The following is a 17,338-nucleotide window of genomic DNA, read 5'->3' as shown; positions in this document are numbered from 1 at the left end:
CAGTAGAATGGGGTTGTTTTTGCTGACGAATTTCCGGCGCGAATCTCACCCTTCAGCCGCTCGTCGCCACAGCTCCGTCTTCGAGATGACAGGCCACCCACTGCTCGGTCCCAACTGCGCGAAGCACCGGCTCTTCGACCCGGCAGCGATCGAAGACGAGCGGGCAGCGAGTGTGGAAGCGGCATCCCTTCGGCGGATTGATCGGGCTCGGCACGTCGCCCTTGAGGATGATGGGATTGCGCTGGGCGCCCGGCTCGGGGAGCGGCACCGCGGACAGCAGCGCTCTGGTGTAGGGATGCCTTGGCGCGGCAAAGATCTCTCGGCGCGGCGCTATCTCGACGATCTTGCCGAGATACATCACGGCGACGCGGTGGGTCATGTGCTCGACGATCGCGAGGTCGTGGCTGATGAACAGCAGCGCGAGCCCGAACTCGCTCTGGAGATCCTGCAGCAAATTGACGATCTGCGCCTTGACCGAGACGTCGAGCGCCGAGACCGCCTCGTCGCACACGATCAGCTCGGGTTCGGCCGCGAGCGCCCGCGCGATGCCGATGCGCTGGCGCTGGCCGCCGGAGAACTCGTGCGGCCGGCGGTTCAGCGCCTCGCGCGGCAGCCGCACCGTGTCCATCAGGGAGGTGACGCGGACCTCGAGATCTTCGGCGGATTTGGCGAGGCCGAAATTCCGGATTGGCTCGGCCAGAATGTCACGCACTCGCATGCGCGGATTGAGGCTGGAGAACGGATCCTGGAACACCACCTGCACGCGCCGGCGCATCTGGCGCATCGTGCCCGGATGTGCGTCGTCGATACGCTGGCCGTCGAGGATGACTTGGCCCGCGGTGATGTCGAACAGCCGCAAGATGGCGCGGCCGACCGTCGACTTGCCGCAGCCGGACTCACCGACGAGCGACAGCGTCTCGCCGCGCGCGATCTCGAAGGAGACGCCGTCGACCGCATAGACGAATTCGGACTTGCGGCCGAACAGGCCGGACTTGACCGGAAAGTGCTTCTTGAGGTCGTTGACCTGGAGCAGCGGAGGGCTCATGCCGCGACAGCTCCTTTGGCCGCATAGTGGCAGGCGGCGACGTGACGAGGGCCCTTCTCCTCGAGCCCCGGCGCATATTGGCGGCACAGATCGGTCGCGAGCGCACAGCGACCGGCAAAGACGCAGCCGGTGATCGGCTTTCTGAGATCGGGCACCTGCCCGGGAATTTCGGCGAGCCGTCTTGCCGTGCCCGTGAGCGACGAGCCGAGCCGCGGCACCGCACCTAACAGGCCTTGCGTATAGGGATGACGCGGCGAGCGGAACAGTTCCGCCACCGGCGCCTCCTCGACCTTGCGGCCCGCATACATCACCATGACGCGCTCGGCGATCTCGGCGACAACGCCGAGGTCGTGGGTGATCAGGATGATGGCCGCGCCGACACGGCGCTTGAGGTCCAGCATCAGCTTCAGGATCTGCGCCTGGATCGTCACGTCGAGCGCGGTGGTCGGCTCGTCGGCAATGAGAAGCTTGGGATTGCAGGCCAGCGCAATGGCGATCATCACGCGCTGGCGCATGCCGCCGGAGAGCTGGTGCGGATATTCGCGCACGCGCCGCTTCGGCTCGGGAATGCCGACCAGCGTCAACATCTCGATCGCGTGCGCCTCGGCCGCCTGCTTGTCCAGGCCCTGATGGATCATCAGCGTCTCGCGGATCTGCCGGCCGACGGTCAGAACCGGATTGAGGCTGGTCATCGGCTCCTGAAAGATCATCGAGATGTCGTTGCCACGGATCGCGCGCATCTCGCGATCGGAGAGTTGTAGCAGGTCTCTCCCGGCAAAGCGGATCGCACCTGCGATCCTGCCCGGCGGCTCCGGGATCAGCCGCATCAGCGACATCGATGTCACCGACTTGCCGCAGCCGGACTCCCCGACGATGGCCAGCGTCTCGCCCTCGTTGACATGGAAAGACACCCCGTCCACCGCGCGGTTGATGCCGCCGGGGGTGCGGAAATGAGTCTGGAGGTTATCGACTTCGAGCAGCGCCATCGCGATCAGCCCCGGTCAGAGACGCTTGGCCATGCGCGGATCGAGCGCATCGCGAAGGCCGTCGCCGAGCAGATTCACCGCAAGCACGGTGACGGACAAGAAGGCCGCCGGAAAGAACACGATGTAGGGCTTGACCTGCCACAGCGCGCGGCCCTCGGCCATGATGTTGCCCCAGGACGGAATGGTCGGCGGTGTTCCGGCGCCGATGAAGGACAGGATCGCCTCGGTGATCATGGCGCTGGCGCAGATGTAGGTCGCCTGCACCAGCATCGGCGCCAGCGTATTCGGCAGGATGTGACGGAGGATGATCATCGGCGTGCGCGTGCCGCAGGCGACCGCGGCATCCACATAGGGCTGCTCGCGCAGCGACAGCACCACGCTGCGCACGAGCCGCGAAACGCGCGGGATCTCGGCAACCGTGATGGCGAGGATGACGTTGCCGACGCTGCCGCGCGTCAGCGCCATCAGCGCAATCGCCAGCAGGATCGGCGGGATCGACATCAACCCGTCCATGAAGCGCATCAGGATGCCGTCGGCCCAGCGGATGAAGCCGGAGACCATGCCGATGGCCAGGCCGGCCACGGATGCGAAGATCGCGACCGACAGGCCGACCGTGAGCGAGACCCGCGCACCGAACAGCACGCGCGAGTAGATGTCGCGGCCGAGCACGTCGGTGCCGAACCAGAAATCGGCGGACGGCGCACGCGTGCGCTTGGCGGGGGCGAGCGCGGTCGGATCGACCGTTCCGAGATAAGGCGCGAAGACCGCGATAAGAACGAGCGTCAGCAGCAGCGCGCCACCAATGGCGACCGTCGGATGGCCGCGCAAAAACCCGACGAAGCCGCGCCGGATCGTGACCGGCCGCAGGATTTCCGGCAGTTGTGGCGCAAGAACGAGCCCGGCCGGGAGCGCCTGCGGATTGATGGTCGTGTCGGTCAATAGCGGATCCTCGGGTCAACGAGCGTATAAATGACGTCGATCATCAGATTGACGAGGACGTAGACGAAGCTGAACAGCAGGACGATGCCCTGAATCACCGGATAGTCGCGGCGCAGGATCGCGTCGATCGTGAGCCGACCGAGACCCGGAATCGCGAACACGCTTTCGGTGACGACCGCGCCGCCGATCAGGAGCGCGATGCCGATCCCGATCACGGTCACGATCGGCACCGCCGCGTTCTTCAGCGCGTGAATGAACAGGATGCCGCCCTGCCCGAGGCCCTTGGCGCGCGCGGTGCGGATATAGTCCTGCTGCAACACTTCGAGCATGGCGGCGCGCGTGATGCGCGCCACCAGAGCGATGTAGACGCAGCCGAGCGCGATCGCGGGCAGGATCAGGTTCTCGAGCCACGGCCAGAAGCCTTGCGTGAGCGGCGTATAGCCCTGCACCGGCAGCCATTCGAGCTCGAGCGCGAAGATGTAGGCGAGCATGTAGCCGACCACGAAGACGGGCAGCGAGAAGCCGAAAACGGCAAAGCCCATGATGACGCGGTCGATCAGGCTGCCGGCCTTCCAGGCCGCCACCACGCCGAGCGGCACTGCCACCACGATCGTGAGCAGCAGCGTGACGATCATCAGCGACAGCGTCGGCCCTAAGCGCTGTCCGATCATCGCCGAGACCGGCAGATTGGTGAAGATCGAGGTGCCGAGATCGCCGTGCAGGATGCGCCAGACCCAGCCTCCGAACTGGACCAGGAAGGGCCGATCGAGACCGAGGCTCTGGCGGATGCGCTCCACATCCTCCGGACTCGCCTGGTCGCCCGCGATCACCACCGCGGGATCACCCGGCGCAATGTAGAGCAGGCTGAACACAAACAGCGCGACGATTGCCATGACCGGCAGGGTCGCGACGATGCGACGGAGGATATAGGAGAGCATCTGGCCTCAACGCACGATCATGCAGACTTCGACACGCCCCAGAAGAACGGCAGCGGCCCCTTGGTGATGCCGGAGACGTTCTTGCGCCAGGCCGTGTAGGTCAGGAAGAAGCCGGTCGGCGCATAGACGACATCCTCGAGCGCCGCCTTGTTGACCCGCCCGATCGCCGCCTTCTCTTCCTCGATATTCTTGGCGTCGAACCAGGTCGTGATCTCCTTCTCGGTATTCGGACTATTGGGCCAGCCGAACCAGGCCTTTTCGCCATTGGCGCGGATGGCGGTATAGGCGGCGGGCGTGATGCAGTCGGCGCCGGCGTGCCAGCTGTGGAACATGTTCCAGCCACCCTGCCCGGGCGGCGTCTTCGCCGCGCGGCGCGAGCCGACCGTGCCCCAGTCCGTCGCGACGAAGTCGACATTCATGCCGAGCCGCTTCAGGAGATCCGCGGTCACGTCGCCTTGCGCCTTGGTGATCGGCTGGTCCTGCGCCACCAAGCAAGTCACCGGCTGGCCGGAATAGCCGCTTTCGGCCAGCAGCTTCTTGGCCGCATCGAGATCGCGCTTGCCCTTCAGGATCTCGCCGCCGAGCTCGCTGTAGAGCGGCGTATCCGGCGTGAAGAAGCCCGGCAACGCCTTCCACAATGCGTTGTCGTCGCCGACGATCGCGCGCATGTAGTCTTCCTGGCTCATCGCCATCAGCACCGCGCGCCGCGCCCGCACGTCGTTGAACGGCGCGAATAGATGGTTCATGCGGAACGAGCCGATATTGCCGAGGGGATCGCCGATGTCGACGCTGATGTTCTTGTTCTTCTTCAGCACGGGCACGAGATCGGCGATCGGATTCTCCCACCAGTCGACCTCGCCGTTCTGCAGGGCGGCGGCCGCGGTGGCCGGATCCGGCATCACGATCCATTCCACGCGATCGACCAGGATCTGCTTGCCGCCGGCAAGCCAGGAGGCTTTCTCCTGCCGCGGGACGTAGTCTGCGAATTTCTCGAACACGGCCTTGGCGCCGGGGACCCATTCGCCCTTGGCGAATTTCATCGGACCCGAGCCGACATACTCGGTGATCTGCTTGAACGGATCGGTCTTGGCAATGCGCTCAGGCATGACGAAGGAGCACGGCGCGTTGTTCTTGGCCAGCGCGTAGAGCATTTTCGGGAAGGGCTGCTTCAAGACCCATTTGAAGGTGCGGTCGTCGACGACGGTCAATTCCTGCTGGTTGGCGAGGATCATCAGCCCCATCGGATCGCGCGCAGCCCAGCGCGACAGGCTCGCGACGACATCCTTGCTCAGCACCGGCTCGCCGTCGTGAAACTTGAGACCGGGGCGCAATTTGAACGTCCAGGTCTTGCCGTCGTCCGAGGTCTCCTCGGACTCGACCATCTGGCGCTGCGGCTGCAACGAGGAATCGATGCCGTAAAGCGTGTCCCAGACCAGAGCGGCGGCATTGCGCACGACATATTGCGTGCCCCAGATCGGATCGAAATTGGCGAGATTGGCTTGCGGCACGAAGCGGAGGGTGCGGGCTGATGCGCCTTGCGCGATCGCGGGGGCCGAGAGGCCCGTCAATGCCAGACCGCCCGCGCCAGCCAGTCCCTTCAATACGGTCCTGCGATCCATGAAGTCCTCCCAATAATGCCGTGATGCCGGCCATCGTTGGCCAAGAGCAGGTGAAACCAGAACCCGTTGGCGTGCAAATGGTATGCCACTAACCGGACCTTCGCCAGCGGGATCTCAACGTCTTTTGGGGCGGGCCCAGGCCTCACAGAGCTGCCGCCAGCATCTCGCCGGTCTCGATATGCGGGATCGCCTCGACCAGCTTGCGCGTGTAATCGGTCTTCGGATTGTCGAACAGCGCGCGGCTTTCGCCCTGCTCGACGATTCCGCCATTGCGCAGCACGATGGTGCGGTCGCAGAGCATGCGCACCACGTTGAGATCGTGGCTGACGAACAGCAGCGCGATGTCGTTCTCGCGCCGCAAGCGGTCGAGCAGTTGCAGCACAACCGCCTGCACCGAGACATCGAGCGCGGCGGTCGGCTCGTCCAGCACCAGGAGCCGCGGCCGGCAGGCGATGGCGCGGGCGATGCCGACGCGGGCCTTCTGGCCGCCAGAGAGCTGGTGCGGAAACCGCGGCAACAGATCCAGCGGCAATCCCACCCGCACGGCGCATTCCTCCACCCGTTCGCGAAGCGCCTCACCCGGGCGCATGCCGCCAAGCCGCATCAGGGGGTGGGCGATACAATCGAAGGCCGTAAAGCGCGGATTGAGGCTCTCATTCGGATCCTGGAACACCATCTGGATGTCTTTGCGCAAGGGCGAGCGGTGAAAGTCGCGCGAGGCCACGTGTCCGATCGAATGCCCGTCGAACACGATGTCGCCTTCGCTTGGGTCGATCAGGCGGCAGATCATCCGCGACGTCGTGCTCTTGCCGGAGCCGGACTCCCCGACGAGACCGACGCTCTCGCCGCCGGCCATGGTCATCGAGAAGTCGGCCACCGCAGCAGAGCCCTGGTCGAAGCGTTTTGCCAGTTTTCGCACTTCCAGGAGCGGCGGCGTGCCGTGCGCTAGCTCCGTTCGGGGCTTGCCGACGACAGTCGCGTAACGCTCTCTCTCCTCTTCCGTCACGAGGTCTTCGATACGGGACGTCGCGGTCGGCGATGCCGCGACCAGGCGCCTGGTATAAGCGTGCTGCGGCGCGCCGAAGAGTGTCCTGGAACTTGCCTCCTCGACGATGCGGCCACGTTCCATCACGGCGATGCGGCGGCAATAACGCGCCGCGAGCCCGAGATCGTGCGTGATCAGGATCGTGGCCATGCCGCGCGCGGCGGCGATATCCGCCAGGAGATCCATCACCACTTTCTGGGTGGTGACGTCGAGGCCGGTGGTCGGCTCGTCCGCGATCAGCAGCGCGGGATTGCAGGAGATCGCGATCGCGATCATGACGCGCTGGCACATGCCGCCGGAGAGCTCGTGCGGATAGGCGTTCATCCGCGCCTCCGGTTCGCGGATCTGAACGGCGCGCAGCAGGTCCAGCGCCTCGGCGCGCGCGGCGTCCTTGGAGATCCGCTTGTGGGTGAGGATCGCGTCCGCGATCTGCAAGCCGATCGCCCGGATCGGATTGAGCGCCGCCCGCGGGTTCTGGAAGATCATCGACATCGCGGCGCCCTGGAGCTGACGAAGGTCGTCGCCCCTGAGCTTGGTCACGTCCTGTCCGCGAAACAGGATCCTGCCGCCGGTGACGCGCCCCGCTGCCTCGAGCAGCCGCGTCGTGGCAAAGCCGGTCACCGACTTGCCCGACCCGCTCTCGCCGACGAGGCCGAGCATCTCGCCCTTCTCGACCGTGAGCGTGACGCCGCGCACGGCCTCGACCATGCCGCGCCGCGTCGAGAACGCGACGTGGAGGTCGTCGATGATGAGCAGCGCCTCGCTCATGTGCGCATGCGGGGGTCGAGAATGTCCCGCATCCCGTCCCCGAGGAGATTGAAGCACAGCACGGCCATCATCAGTGCCAGACCCGGAAATGCGACCAGCCACCACCGCCCGGTCGAGATGAAGCGCGCGCCTTCCGCGACCATGATGCCCCATTCCGGCGTCGGCGGCTTGACGCCCAGACCGATGAAGGACAGGCCCGCGGCGTTGAGAATGGCCCAGCCGAGATTGAGCGAGATCTGCACCGCCATCGCCGGCAGGATGTTCGGCAGCAGGAAGCGCAGCACCACCGAGAAATGGCTCTCGCCGCAGGCCCGCGCCGCCTCCACCCAACCGACATTCCGGCGGACATTGACCTCGGCCCGCGCGAAGCGGATGTAGAAGGGAAGATTGATGATCGCGGTCGCGATCACGATGTTCTCGATCCGGTTGCCGAGGGCTGCGACCATGGCCATCGCCAGAACGAACAGCGGAAAGGCCATCATCACGTCGACGAAGCGGCCGACGCCGCGATCGAGCCGGCCACCGGCATAGCCACAGAACGAGCCGACCACGGCTCCGATCGCGAAGGAGATGCCGACGGCCGAGACCGCTATGGCAAGATCTAGACGCGCGGCGATGATGAGACGGCTGAACACGTCGCGCCCGAGCTGGTCGGTGCCGGCAATGTGCGCCGCGCTCGGCGGCAGCAACGCCTCCGAGACATTGGAGGCCACGGGATCGTAAGGCACGATCCACGGTCCGAAGATCGCGACCAGCACGAACAGGAGCACGCCGGTGGCGGCAACGGCGGTGAGCGGGTTTCCGCGCAGGATCCAGACCGAATGGCGGAGGGTTGCGCTGGTCATCCGATCGACACCCTGGGATCGGCGATGCCGTAGCAGATGTCCACGACCAGGTTGACCAGCACAAACAGGCTGGCCATCAGCAGCACAAAGCCTTGCACCGGCGCATAGTCGGAGGACAGCAGCGCATCGAGCGCATAGGAGGCAACGCCCGGCCAGGAGAACACTTTCTCCACCAGCACATTGGCGCCCAGCATGGTCGAGAATACGATGCCGGCGATGGTGATCACGGGGAGGATCGCATTGCGTAGCGCGTAGGTCACGACCACCTTGCGCCAGGACAGTCCGACCGAGCGCGCGGTGCGCACGAAGTCACTGCCGAGCGAGACCAGCATCGAGGCACGCGTGATCCGCGCCAGCGGCGCAATCACGAACAGCGCCATGCTCACCGCCGGCAGGATCAACTGCTTGCAGGCCGCCCACCAGCCCTCGAAATCGCCGGCGAGCAGGAAGTCGATCGAGAGAAACCCGGTGTGCTGCGGCGGCAGCGACGTGAAGACGTCAATCCGCCCTGTCGGATCGGGTGCAAGGCCGAGCAGATAGTAGAAGACGTAGATCAGCAGCAGGCCCGACACAAAGGTCGGCACGCAGACGCCGAGCGCGCAGAACAGCCGGACGCCGTGATCGACGACGGAGCCCGGCCTCAAGGCCGCGAGCACGCCGAGCGGCACCGCGGCGATCAGCGCGATCAGGAGCGCGGTGAAGGTGAGTTCGAGCGAGGCCGGCAGCCGCTCGCGCAGATCCTTCAGCACCGGCTGCCCGGTCATCATGGAGCGGCCGAGATTGCCGCGGCCGATGTCGGAGAGATAGAACACGAGCTGCTCCGGCACCGACTTGTCGAGCCCCATCTGCTTGCGGATCTGCTCGATCTCCTCCTTGCCGGCGTTGGGCCCGGAGGCGAAGAACACCGCGGGGTCGCCGGGCAGGACGCGCATCAGGAGGAAAGTGAAGACCAGCACACCGAACAGCGCCGGCAGCGACGACAGCAGCCGCCCGCCCGCCCGCACCATCGTTGCGCCAAGACCGGTCCTCACCTTCCAGAGCTCCTTTCGTCTGACGCTATCACTTGCGGCTGACATCGCGATAGTCGACCTGGCGGTGGAACTCGTAGGTGTAGCCCTCGATCGAGGACGCCATCACCGCATCCTGATTTGGCTGCCACAGCATGATTTGCGGCATCAGATCGAAATGCATCGCGTTGAGCTTGCGGCCTGCTTCCTCGTACTTCGCCTTGTCCGGCTCGAAGCGGGCTTCCTGCGCGATCGCGGCGAGCTCCGCGTTGTTGATCGAGCTGTAATTCCAGCGCTGATTGCCGGTGTAGAAGTTGCGGTAGAAGTAGTCCGTGGACGGCAGCCAGGCGACGATGCCTTCGGTGTAGAAGGGCAGCTTCTTCTCGTTGATCTGCGTCGACATCTGCGCATCCGGCAGCTTCTGGATGTCGACCTTGATCCCGATCTTGCCGAGCGATTCCTTCACCAGCGCCGCCATCGGCTCGGCGGTCGAGGCTTGGCCGACATTGAAGCTGAAGGTGGTCGAGAAGCCCTCGGGGAGCCCGGCGGCCTTGAGAAATTCCCTGGCCTTGTCGAGATCGATCTTGACGGGTTGCTGGAACGGATAGATGCCGTTCAGCGGCTTGCCGTCCGGCCAGCTCGCACCGAACAGCGGCGCGCCGCGGCCGAACAGGGCGGCCTTGAACATGTCGTCATAGGGCAGCGCGAAGGCGACGGCGCGGCGGACATTGACGTTGTCGAAGGGCGGGATCTGATTGTTCATCGAGACGAAGGTGATCGAATTGTATTGCGGCGTCGAGATCACCTTGAGCTTGCCCTTGGCCTCCAGCGACTGCACGTCGCTGGCCTGCAGATCAACGACGAGATCGGCATCGCCGCGCTCGACCAGATTCGCGCGCGTCGCCGGCTCCGGCACCGACTGAATGATCACGCGCTTGAAGAACGCCGGCTTATCGGGCGAGCCACGATTCCAGGCCTCGTTGCGCTTGACGATCACCTGCTCGCCCGGCTTGAACGTCTCGATCACATAGGCGCCGCTGCCGGCGGTGTGCTCCTTCAGCCAGGCGGTGGCCCAGGGATCATCCGCTGTCGCGTGCTCCTTCGCCACCTTCGAATTGATGATCATGGGATAGACGGTGGCCAAGTTCGGCAGCGCGAGCTTGTCGGGCTTCGGCAACGTCACCTCGATCGTGAGGGGATCGATGACCTTGAACTGGTCGGCCGACGTCAGGGAGCCGGTCAGCAGTTGCGCCTTGCCGAGGATCGGCGCGGTGACGCAGCGATCGAGCGACCATTTCACGTCCTCGGCCGTGACCGGCGAGCCGTCCTGGAATTTTGCATCCTTGCGCAGGCGGAAGGTGAGCTTCAACCCGTCGGGGCTGACGTCGTAGGATTCAGCGAGCTCGCCGGTGATCTTGTCGAGATCGAACACCCATTTGCCATTGAGCTGCTTGCGACCGAACGCCACCAGCCGGTCGTAGGTGCTCATGCTCAGCGCGAAGGATTCGCGGGTCGAACCGGGGATGTTGGGATCGAGCGTGTTGACGGATGCGCCGGTGACATAGCGCAGCGTCTCCGCCCGGGTTTGCGCCTGCGAAGGCGCGGTGGCGATGAGCAACAGCGCAGTGGCGGCGAGCACGGAGGACGCCGGCCTGAAGGACACAAAACGCATTCGTTTTCCCCAAGATTTCGACAACAACGCCAGCAAGGCAGGTTAAGAAAGAAGCAAGTTGCGCGCCAGTCTCATGATGCGCTTCTGCGGACGCTTCGTCGCGGCGGCGCATGGATGATCATCGCAATTCCCCGCTGCTTCGCGCTTGCCGCGTGACCACGGCCTGCGGCACGTCATAGGCGCTGAGCGAGGCCCAGTGCCGCGCAACATCGGCGCGGAACAGGCCACGCGTCAGGCCATGAACCAGCTTGGGCACCGCGGTCGTCATCGCGTTGATCGACGATCCCGACGGGCCGAAACTCATGGTCGAGGCGATGGCGAACAGATGGACGTCGGAAATCCAGGGCGTCTTTCCCGGCACGCGTTCAGTGAAGGCATAATCGTCGGCGAGATACGGGAAACGGCCGAGCCGCGCGTTGCGTTCGTTCGAAGGCGGCAGATAACGGTCGGTCCAGGTCGCGATATTGCCGGCAAAATTGGAGAGCTCACCGCGGCCGGCAAAGTTCATGTCGATGCCGGTGCCGCAGATGACGAAGTCCGCCGCGATGGTTCCGCGCGGCGTGTGCAATTCAATGCCTTTTCCGGTCGCGCACGCGGCTTCGATCGGCGCGCCCTCGTGCAATGTGAAATTGGCGTGGCGCGCGCAGCGGTCGTAGGTCGCTTGCGGAAATCCCTCGCGCATTTCCAGGATCGTGCGCATGAAACGCCAGCGCCAGGCATCATCGAGATCGCTGAGATGACGCAGGAAGCCGCGGAAGGTCAGCCAGCGATAGGGCTGGATCACCTGGATCTGCGCACGGCGACACAGTAGGTGCACTTCCGCAGCCCCCGCCTCCAGCGCCGTGGCCGCATTGTCGAACGCAGATGCGCCGGCACCGATCACGGCGACGCGCTTGCCGCGAAGGTTTTCGAAATCGATCTCGTCGGCGACAGTTGCGACCGACCCGGCCGGCAGATCGCGCAGCGGCTCGGGGATCATCCAGCCGCCCATGCCCTCCTGCCCCGTCGCCAGCACGATCTTGCGCGCATGGAGCGTCTCGACGCCGTCGGCACGTGTCACGAGGGCAGCCAGCAGGCCGTCGGCCGCTGGCGCAATCTTCAGTAGCTCGCAGCCATTGCGCACCGGCAACGCGATCGTGCGCCGCAGCCAGAGCAGATAGTCCGCCCAATGCTCGCGCTCGATCAGGCCAAGCCCCTGCCAGCTCTCCTTGCCGAAACGGGCTTCATGCCAGGACTGATAAGTCAGGCTGGGGATATCGAGGTCGGGCCCCGTATAATCCTTCGGGCTGCGCAGCGTCGGCATGCGGGCATAGGTCAGCCACGGGCCCTCCATCCCCTCCGCGGCCTTGTCGAGCAGCAGGATGTTGCTGACGCGGGAGCGCATCAGGCCGAAGCCGGTAGCCACGCCGGATTGGCCGGCGCCGACGATGAGCACGTCCAGCGCAGGCTTGCCGTCCGGGCCCGTCTTCGGCTCGAGCCAGGCGGCGCCGGGATGCGCGATCCTGGCGAGATCGGCGCGAATGCCCCCTTCGAGTTCTGTCAGCGCATCGCTCATGCCGCGAGCCAACCTCCGTCGATGATGGCCGAGCGCCCTTGCGGTGGCATGTCAAATCTCCTCCCGGTGCTGCATCCACCAGGTGCTCATCGCCGCCGCAGACTCTGCGCAGCCGAACCGCGCGTGCCAGCCGAATTCGTCCGCCATCCGTGTAACCGAGAGCGGAGCGCGTTCCGGCCCTTGCAGTCTGATGAAGGTGCTCTCTCCGGGTGCCGCCAGCCGGCATTGCAAACCGGGATGCAACGCCGCAAAGGCCTCGCCCCATTGCAGCGCAGACCACGCCGCACCGCTGGAGATGTTGTAGAGCCGGTGGCGTGGCCGCTCTGCCTCGATCAGCACAGCGACGGCTTCGGCGGCGTCTACGGCATAAATCCAGTCCTTCACTCCTGGACCTGGCATGAGCGCCAGCCCGCAGCGAGCGAACTCGGCAAGGATCTGGAACTGAAGGCTCGGCGTATCCCGCACCTTGCCGATCCGCTCCCAAGGACCGAACACCGCGCTCAAACGCACGCTCAGGAAATCACCGCCAAAGAGCTCGGCGTGCCGCGCCACCGATCGTTCCGAGGTGAATTTGCTGATCGCGTAGAAGGAAATGGGATCGCACGGCGTTTCCTCGTCGAGGACCGGGTAACGGTGCCCCGCGGCACCATAGGCGGACGCCGAGGACAGATTGATCACGCGCCGAACGCCACGGCGGATCGCCGCGCTCAGGATCGGCATCTGAGCCATCACATTAATTTCGAGGATGTTCGAGGTCGTGGATCGCTCGAGCTGATCACCGGCCGTTATCGCAGCGCCAAGGACAATCGCATCGAAACCCTGTTTCAGAAGTACGTCGATCCTCTCGACGTCCGTGATCTCGCCCTGAACAAGGGTAAGCCGCTCCCGGTAGTCGACAAGGGATCGCTCCGCTCCCACCGGCAATTGCTTGCGGTCATACAACGTCACCTCATGCCCGCGCGCGAGCAGCACCTCGGCGAGGTTGAGCCCGACAAAGCCGGTGCCGCCGAAGATGACGGTCCTCATCGCGCGCGATCCACCATCACAGCAGTTTTGCCCCGAAATTCCGTTCCGGGTCCATGTCGGCGACGAGACGGCCGGTGGGCTTGGCCGCGTCGCCGCCGCTGCGTGCCAGGAATTTTCCGCTGCCGGCATCGGCGAGGCACTTGTTGCCGTCGATGACCATCCGGCCGCGCGACAGCACCGACACCGGCCAGCCCTTCAGCTTGCGGCCCGCGAACGGCGTGTAGCCGGCGAGATCGTGCATCATCTCGTCCGCGATCACGGTCTCGCGGTTGGGATCCCAGATCGCGATATCGGCATCGGCGCCGATCGCAATCGAGCCCTTGCGGGGGTGCAGATTGTAGATCTTGGCAGGCGCCGTGGAAGTCAGCTCGACGAACTTTTCCAGCCCCAGCCGCCCCCTCGACACCATCGCGTCGAACAGCAGCGGCAGCCGCAGCTCCAGCCCCGGCAGGCCGTTCGCGACTTGCTTGAAATTCGGATTGGGACCGGCCCGCAGCTTGCCGGTCTCGTCGTAACGATACGGCGCATGATCGGAGGAAATCGTCTGGAGATCGCCGAGCGACAGCGCCTGCCACAGCGCCTCCTGGTCTGCATGCGTGCGCGGCGGCGGGCTGCACATCCACTTGGCGCCTTCCGCGCCGGGCTTGTCGAGATCGTTCGCGGTCAGGAACAGGTATTGCGGACAGGTCTCGGCGAAGACCTTCAGCCCCTGCCCGCGGGAGTCACGGATCACTCTGGCCCCTTCGGCGGTCGAGACGTGGAAGATCATGATCGGCTGATCGATCAGCGCGGCCATGCCGATCAGCCGCGTGAAGGCTTCGGCTTCGGAGACACGGGCATGACTGACGGCGTGGTATTTCGGCATCGTGTAGCCGCGCGCGAGCAGGCGCTTCACCATCCAGGCGATGATGCCGTGATTTTCGGCATGGGCGCACAGCATCGCGCCGGACTGGCGCGCGGCGAGCAGGATGTCGAGCAGTGGCTCGTCGTCGACCTTGAGGCGGTCATAGGTCATGAAGATCTTGATCGAGGCGTGGCCCTGCTTCACCAGCGCGGGAATGTGCTCCTCGACCGTCTCCTTGGTCGCGTCCGCGATGATCATGTGAAAGGCGTAGTCGATCACGGCGCCCTTCTTCGCCAGCGCATGATAATCCTCCACCACCTGCGGCAGCTTCATGCCGACATGTTGGGCGGCGAACGGGATCACCGTCGTGGTGCCGCCAAAAGCGGCAGAGACAGTCGCGCTCTCGAACGTATCGGCGTTCATGATGCCGGCAGCGGACAGCTGCTCGATATGGGCGTGGCTGTCGACGCCGCCGGGCAGCACCAACTTGCCGCGCGCGTCGATCTCGCGCTTGGCCGCCGGAAGCCCGCGGCCGATCGCAGCGATGGTCTCGCCGGAGATGGCAACGTCGGCCTCGAACACGTCGGTGGTGGTGGCGACGCGTCCGCCGCGGATGATCAGGTCGTAGGTGGGTTCAGTCATGAGGCACTCCGTGATAGGCTTGGGGCAAATGCTCTCCATTTCGCAGGAAGACCATCATGTCCCGGCCGCGCATTCTCGTCATCAATCCGAACTCCAACCCCGCGGTCACGCAAGGGCTGGAGGACGCCTTGAGGCCGCTCGGTTTCGAGGGTGGACCGGAACTGGTCTGCCAGACGCTGGCCGAAGGTCCGTTCGGCATTGAGAGCCAGGCCGATGTCGACGGCGTCGCGGTGCCGCTGCGACGGCTGGTGGAAGGTGACAACAGCTCGGCTGCCTTCGTCATCGCCTGCTACAGCGATCCCGGTCTTCAGGTCTGCCGCGAAGGCACCGAACGGCCCGTGTTCGGCATTGCCGAGTGCGGCGTGCTGACGGCGCTCGCCCGCGCCGAAACGTTCGGCGTCATCGCCATCGCGCAGCGCTCGATCCCGCGTCACATGCGCTATCTCAGGCAGATGGGACTGACCGATCGCCTCGCCGGCGAGCGGCCGCTCAATATGAGCGTTGCGGAGACCGCTTCGGGCGAAGGCACGCTGGCGAGGATGATCGACGTCGGCCGCGCACTGCGCGATCAGGACGGCGCCCGCGCCATCGTGATGGGCTGTGCCGGCATGGCACGGCACCGTCGCCCGCTCGAAGACGCGCTGGGCATCCCCGTGATCGACCCGACACAGGCGGCCGTCAGCATGGCGCTGGGTACGGTGCAGTTCTCGGCTCACTAGGCGTCCTTCAGCTCTTTGGCGTCCTGCCGCGCGCGCCATTGCGCGTGGCTCTCGCGCGTCAGCGAAAAAACATCCCGCTGGGTGGTGTAGAGATTGCCGAACATGCGGCCGATCGGGCGGTAGGCGTCGAGATCGACATACATGTTGGCCTCATTTACGAGGCCCTCGCGGGCGTGAACCCTGAGCACCTCACCGACCAAGAGTTCGCGATCCGGAGAGAAGTTCAGCACCACATGGCGGCGGCATTCCAGCGCAAAGGGCGCAGCAGCGAGCCGCGGCACTTTCACATCGACTGAGGGAAGAATCGCAAGCCCGGTCGCAGCGACCTCGCTGTCGCCGGAGGGGAAATCGACCGCGCAATCGTTCATCGCGACCGACAGCGCCTCGTCCACCATGTGCACGACGAACTCGCCGTCGCGATGGATGTTGCGGGTGGTATCCTTCGGGCTGTGATCCGGCTTGTGCTGAAGACCGAGCACGATCAGCGCGGGGCTCTCGGAGAACACATTGAAGAAGCTGAACGGGGCCGCATTGACCGCCCCGTTCTCGTCCAATGTCGTCACCAGCGCGATCGGCCGCGGCACGATTACGCCGCAGAGCAGCTTGTAGCGATCGCGCGGATCAAGCTCGCGCAAGGAAATGCCATGATCCGACATCGGCGTCATTTCTCCGGCGGCGGCACCGCGCCGGTTTGGCTGGTGATCAGGCCGTAATGCTCGATCCGGCGATGCTGCGCGAAATTGAAGATCGTGGTCTTGCCGAAATTTGTGGCGTCGAGATCTCAGGGATGGACCAGAAGCTCGTCGTCCTCCGTCCTCGCTTCCGCGACGATCTCGCCGTTGGGATCGACGATCAGGCTGCCGCCGAACAGCGGATGGCCATCCTCATTGCCGGCCTTGGCCACCGCGACGACCCAGGTCGAATTCTGATAGGCGCCGGCCTGCACGGAGAGGCGGTTGTGAAACAGGCGCTTCTCGACGCCCTCCTCGCTTCGCTCCGCATTGACGGAGGGCGTATTGTAGCCGATCAGCACCATCTCGACACCTTGCAGGCCCATGACGCGATAGGTCTCCGGCCAGCGCCGGTCGTTACAGATCGCCATGCCGATGATGCCACCCAGCTCGCGCCAGACGTTGAAGCCGAGATCGCCCGGCTCGAAATAGCGCTTCTCCAGATGCTGGTGCGAGCGCTTGGTGTCGTACTCCACATGGCCCGGCAGATGGACCTTGCGATATTTGCCAACGATCTTGCCAGACTTGTCTGTCAGGATCGCCGTGTTGAAGTGATGGCCGTCCGGCGTCAGCTCCGCATAGCCGAAGTTCATTGCCATCCGGTGCTGCGCCGCGCGCTCGAACAGCGGCTTCGTCGCCGCGTTCGGCATCTCGCGCTCGAACCAGATGTCGAACTCGGCGCGGTCCTCCGCGTACCAGCGCGGGAAGAACGTCGTCAGTGCCAGTTCCGGATAGACGATAAGGTCGGCGCCTTTGGCCTTGGCTTCGTCCATCAGCGCGATCATGCGCTTGACCACGGCCTCGCGGCTATCGGCCTTCTGGATCGGGCCCATCTGGGCGGCGGCAACATTGACGATACGCATCAGCGATTTCCCGGTGATCTCTTGGAGGAAGTGAAAGCTTCAACGAATTGCCGGCGCCTGCAACATAACGCGGCACCGCCGATGGTTTCCAGCC

14 protein-coding genes and 1 pseudogene are annotated in these 17,338 nt (G+C 65.0%); 1 reads left to right on the top strand and 14 read right to left on the bottom strand.

What is annotated here, in order from left to right; genetic code table 11:
* Positions 1 to 52: 52 nt before the first annotated feature.
* From XH81_RS26030 to hydA, 12 genes are all read right to left on the bottom strand, one after another.
* Positions 53 to 1,045 carry an ABC transporter ATP-binding protein gene (locus XH81_RS26030; RefSeq protein ID WP_028142478.1) on the bottom strand — a complete coding sequence of 331 codons (993 nt, stop codon included), beginning with the start codon at positions 1,043 to 1,045 and terminating at the stop codon, positions 53 to 55.
* A complete protein-coding gene (locus XH81_RS26025) occupies positions 1,042 to 2,031 on the bottom strand; it encodes an ABC transporter ATP-binding protein (RefSeq protein ID WP_028142477.1) in 990 nt (329 codons plus the stop codon). Before XH81_RS26025 ends, XH81_RS26030 begins: the two co-directional genes overlap by 4 nt.
* A gap of 15 nt (positions 2,032 to 2,046) precedes the next feature.
* Positions 2,047 to 2,970, bottom strand: coding sequence for an ABC transporter permease (locus XH81_RS26020; protein ID WP_028142476.1), 924 nt, complete (start codon positions 2,968 to 2,970; stop codon positions 2,047 to 2,049).
* Positions 2,967 to 3,908, bottom strand: coding sequence for an ABC transporter permease (locus XH81_RS26015; protein ID WP_028142475.1), 942 nt, complete (start codon positions 3,906 to 3,908; stop codon positions 2,967 to 2,969). Before XH81_RS26015 ends, XH81_RS26020 begins: the two co-directional genes overlap by 4 nt.
* 17 nt (positions 3,909 to 3,925) lie before the next feature.
* A complete protein-coding gene (locus tag XH81_RS26010; protein ID WP_028142474.1) occupies positions 3,926 to 5,527 on the bottom strand; it encodes an ABC transporter substrate-binding protein in 1,602 nt (533 codons plus the stop codon).
* 142 nt (positions 5,528 to 5,669) lie between these two features.
* Positions 5,670 to 7,340, bottom strand: coding sequence for a nickel ABC transporter ATP-binding protein NikE (gene nikE / locus XH81_RS26005; RefSeq protein ID WP_028142473.1), 1,671 nt, complete (start codon positions 7,338 to 7,340; stop codon positions 5,670 to 5,672).
* Positions 7,337 to 8,185, bottom strand: a complete 849-nt coding sequence (locus XH81_RS26000) for an ABC transporter permease (RefSeq protein WP_018315991.1) — start codon at positions 8,183 to 8,185, stop codon at positions 7,337 to 7,339. Before XH81_RS26000 ends, nikE begins: the two co-directional genes overlap by 4 nt.
* Positions 8,182 to 9,216 carry an ABC transporter permease gene (locus XH81_RS25995; RefSeq protein ID WP_028142472.1) on the bottom strand — a complete coding sequence of 345 codons (1,035 nt, stop codon included), beginning with the start codon at positions 9,214 to 9,216 and terminating at the stop codon, positions 8,182 to 8,184. Before XH81_RS25995 ends, XH81_RS26000 begins: the two co-directional genes overlap by 4 nt.
* 28 nt (positions 9,217 to 9,244) lie before the next feature.
* Positions 9,245 to 10,864 carry an ABC transporter substrate-binding protein gene (locus tag XH81_RS25990; RefSeq protein WP_028142471.1) on the bottom strand — a complete coding sequence of 540 codons (1,620 nt, stop codon included), beginning with the start codon at positions 10,862 to 10,864 and terminating at the stop codon, positions 9,245 to 9,247.
* A gap of 118 nt (positions 10,865 to 10,982) precedes the next feature.
* Positions 10,983 to 12,419 (bottom strand): NAD(P)-binding domain-containing protein, encoded by a 1,437-nt coding sequence (locus tag XH81_RS25985; RefSeq protein WP_028142470.1) that lies wholly within the window; start codon positions 12,417 to 12,419, stop codon positions 10,983 to 10,985.
* Positions 12,420 to 12,470: 51 nt separating this feature from the next.
* Entirely contained in the window at positions 12,471 to 13,445 is a 975-nt protein-coding gene (locus tag XH81_RS25980; RefSeq protein ID WP_028142469.1) for an NAD-dependent epimerase/dehydratase family protein, read from the bottom strand.
* Between the two features lie 16 nt (positions 13,446 to 13,461).
* Complete coding sequence (gene hydA / locus XH81_RS25975; RefSeq protein WP_028142468.1) at positions 13,462 to 14,931, bottom strand: dihydropyrimidinase; 1,470 nt, start codon at positions 14,929 to 14,931, stop codon at positions 13,462 to 13,464.
* A 56-nt stretch (positions 14,932 to 14,987) separates the two neighbouring features.
* On the opposite strand from hydA, the gene XH81_RS25970 reads away from it, so the two are divergent.
* Positions 14,988 to 15,650, top strand: coding sequence for an aspartate/glutamate racemase family protein (locus tag XH81_RS25970; protein ID WP_028142467.1), 663 nt, complete (start codon positions 14,988 to 14,990; stop codon positions 15,648 to 15,650).
* Here XH81_RS25970 and XH81_RS25965 read toward each other — a convergent pair.
* Together XH81_RS25965 and XH81_RS25960 are read right to left on the bottom strand one after the other, a co-directional pair.
* A complete protein-coding gene (locus XH81_RS25965; RefSeq protein WP_028142466.1) occupies positions 15,647 to 16,315 on the bottom strand; it encodes a flavin reductase family protein in 669 nt (222 codons plus the stop codon). The genes XH81_RS25970 and XH81_RS25965 overlap by 4 nt on opposite strands.
* Positions 16,312 to 17,244, bottom strand: a pseudogene (locus tag XH81_RS25960) (N-carbamoyl-D-amino-acid hydrolase). The gene XH81_RS25965 and the pseudogene XH81_RS25960 overlap by 4 nt, the downstream one beginning before the upstream one ends.
* Between the last annotated feature and the right edge of the window lie 94 nt (positions 17,245 to 17,338).

The organism is Bradyrhizobium sp. CCBAU 25360, assembly GCF_028128695.1.
Taxonomy (GTDB): Bacteria; Pseudomonadota; Alphaproteobacteria; order Rhizobiales; family Xanthobacteraceae; genus Bradyrhizobium; species Bradyrhizobium ottawaense.
Note: the sequence above shows the minus strand (reverse complement) of the source record. Positions and strands in the feature narration are given on the sequence as shown.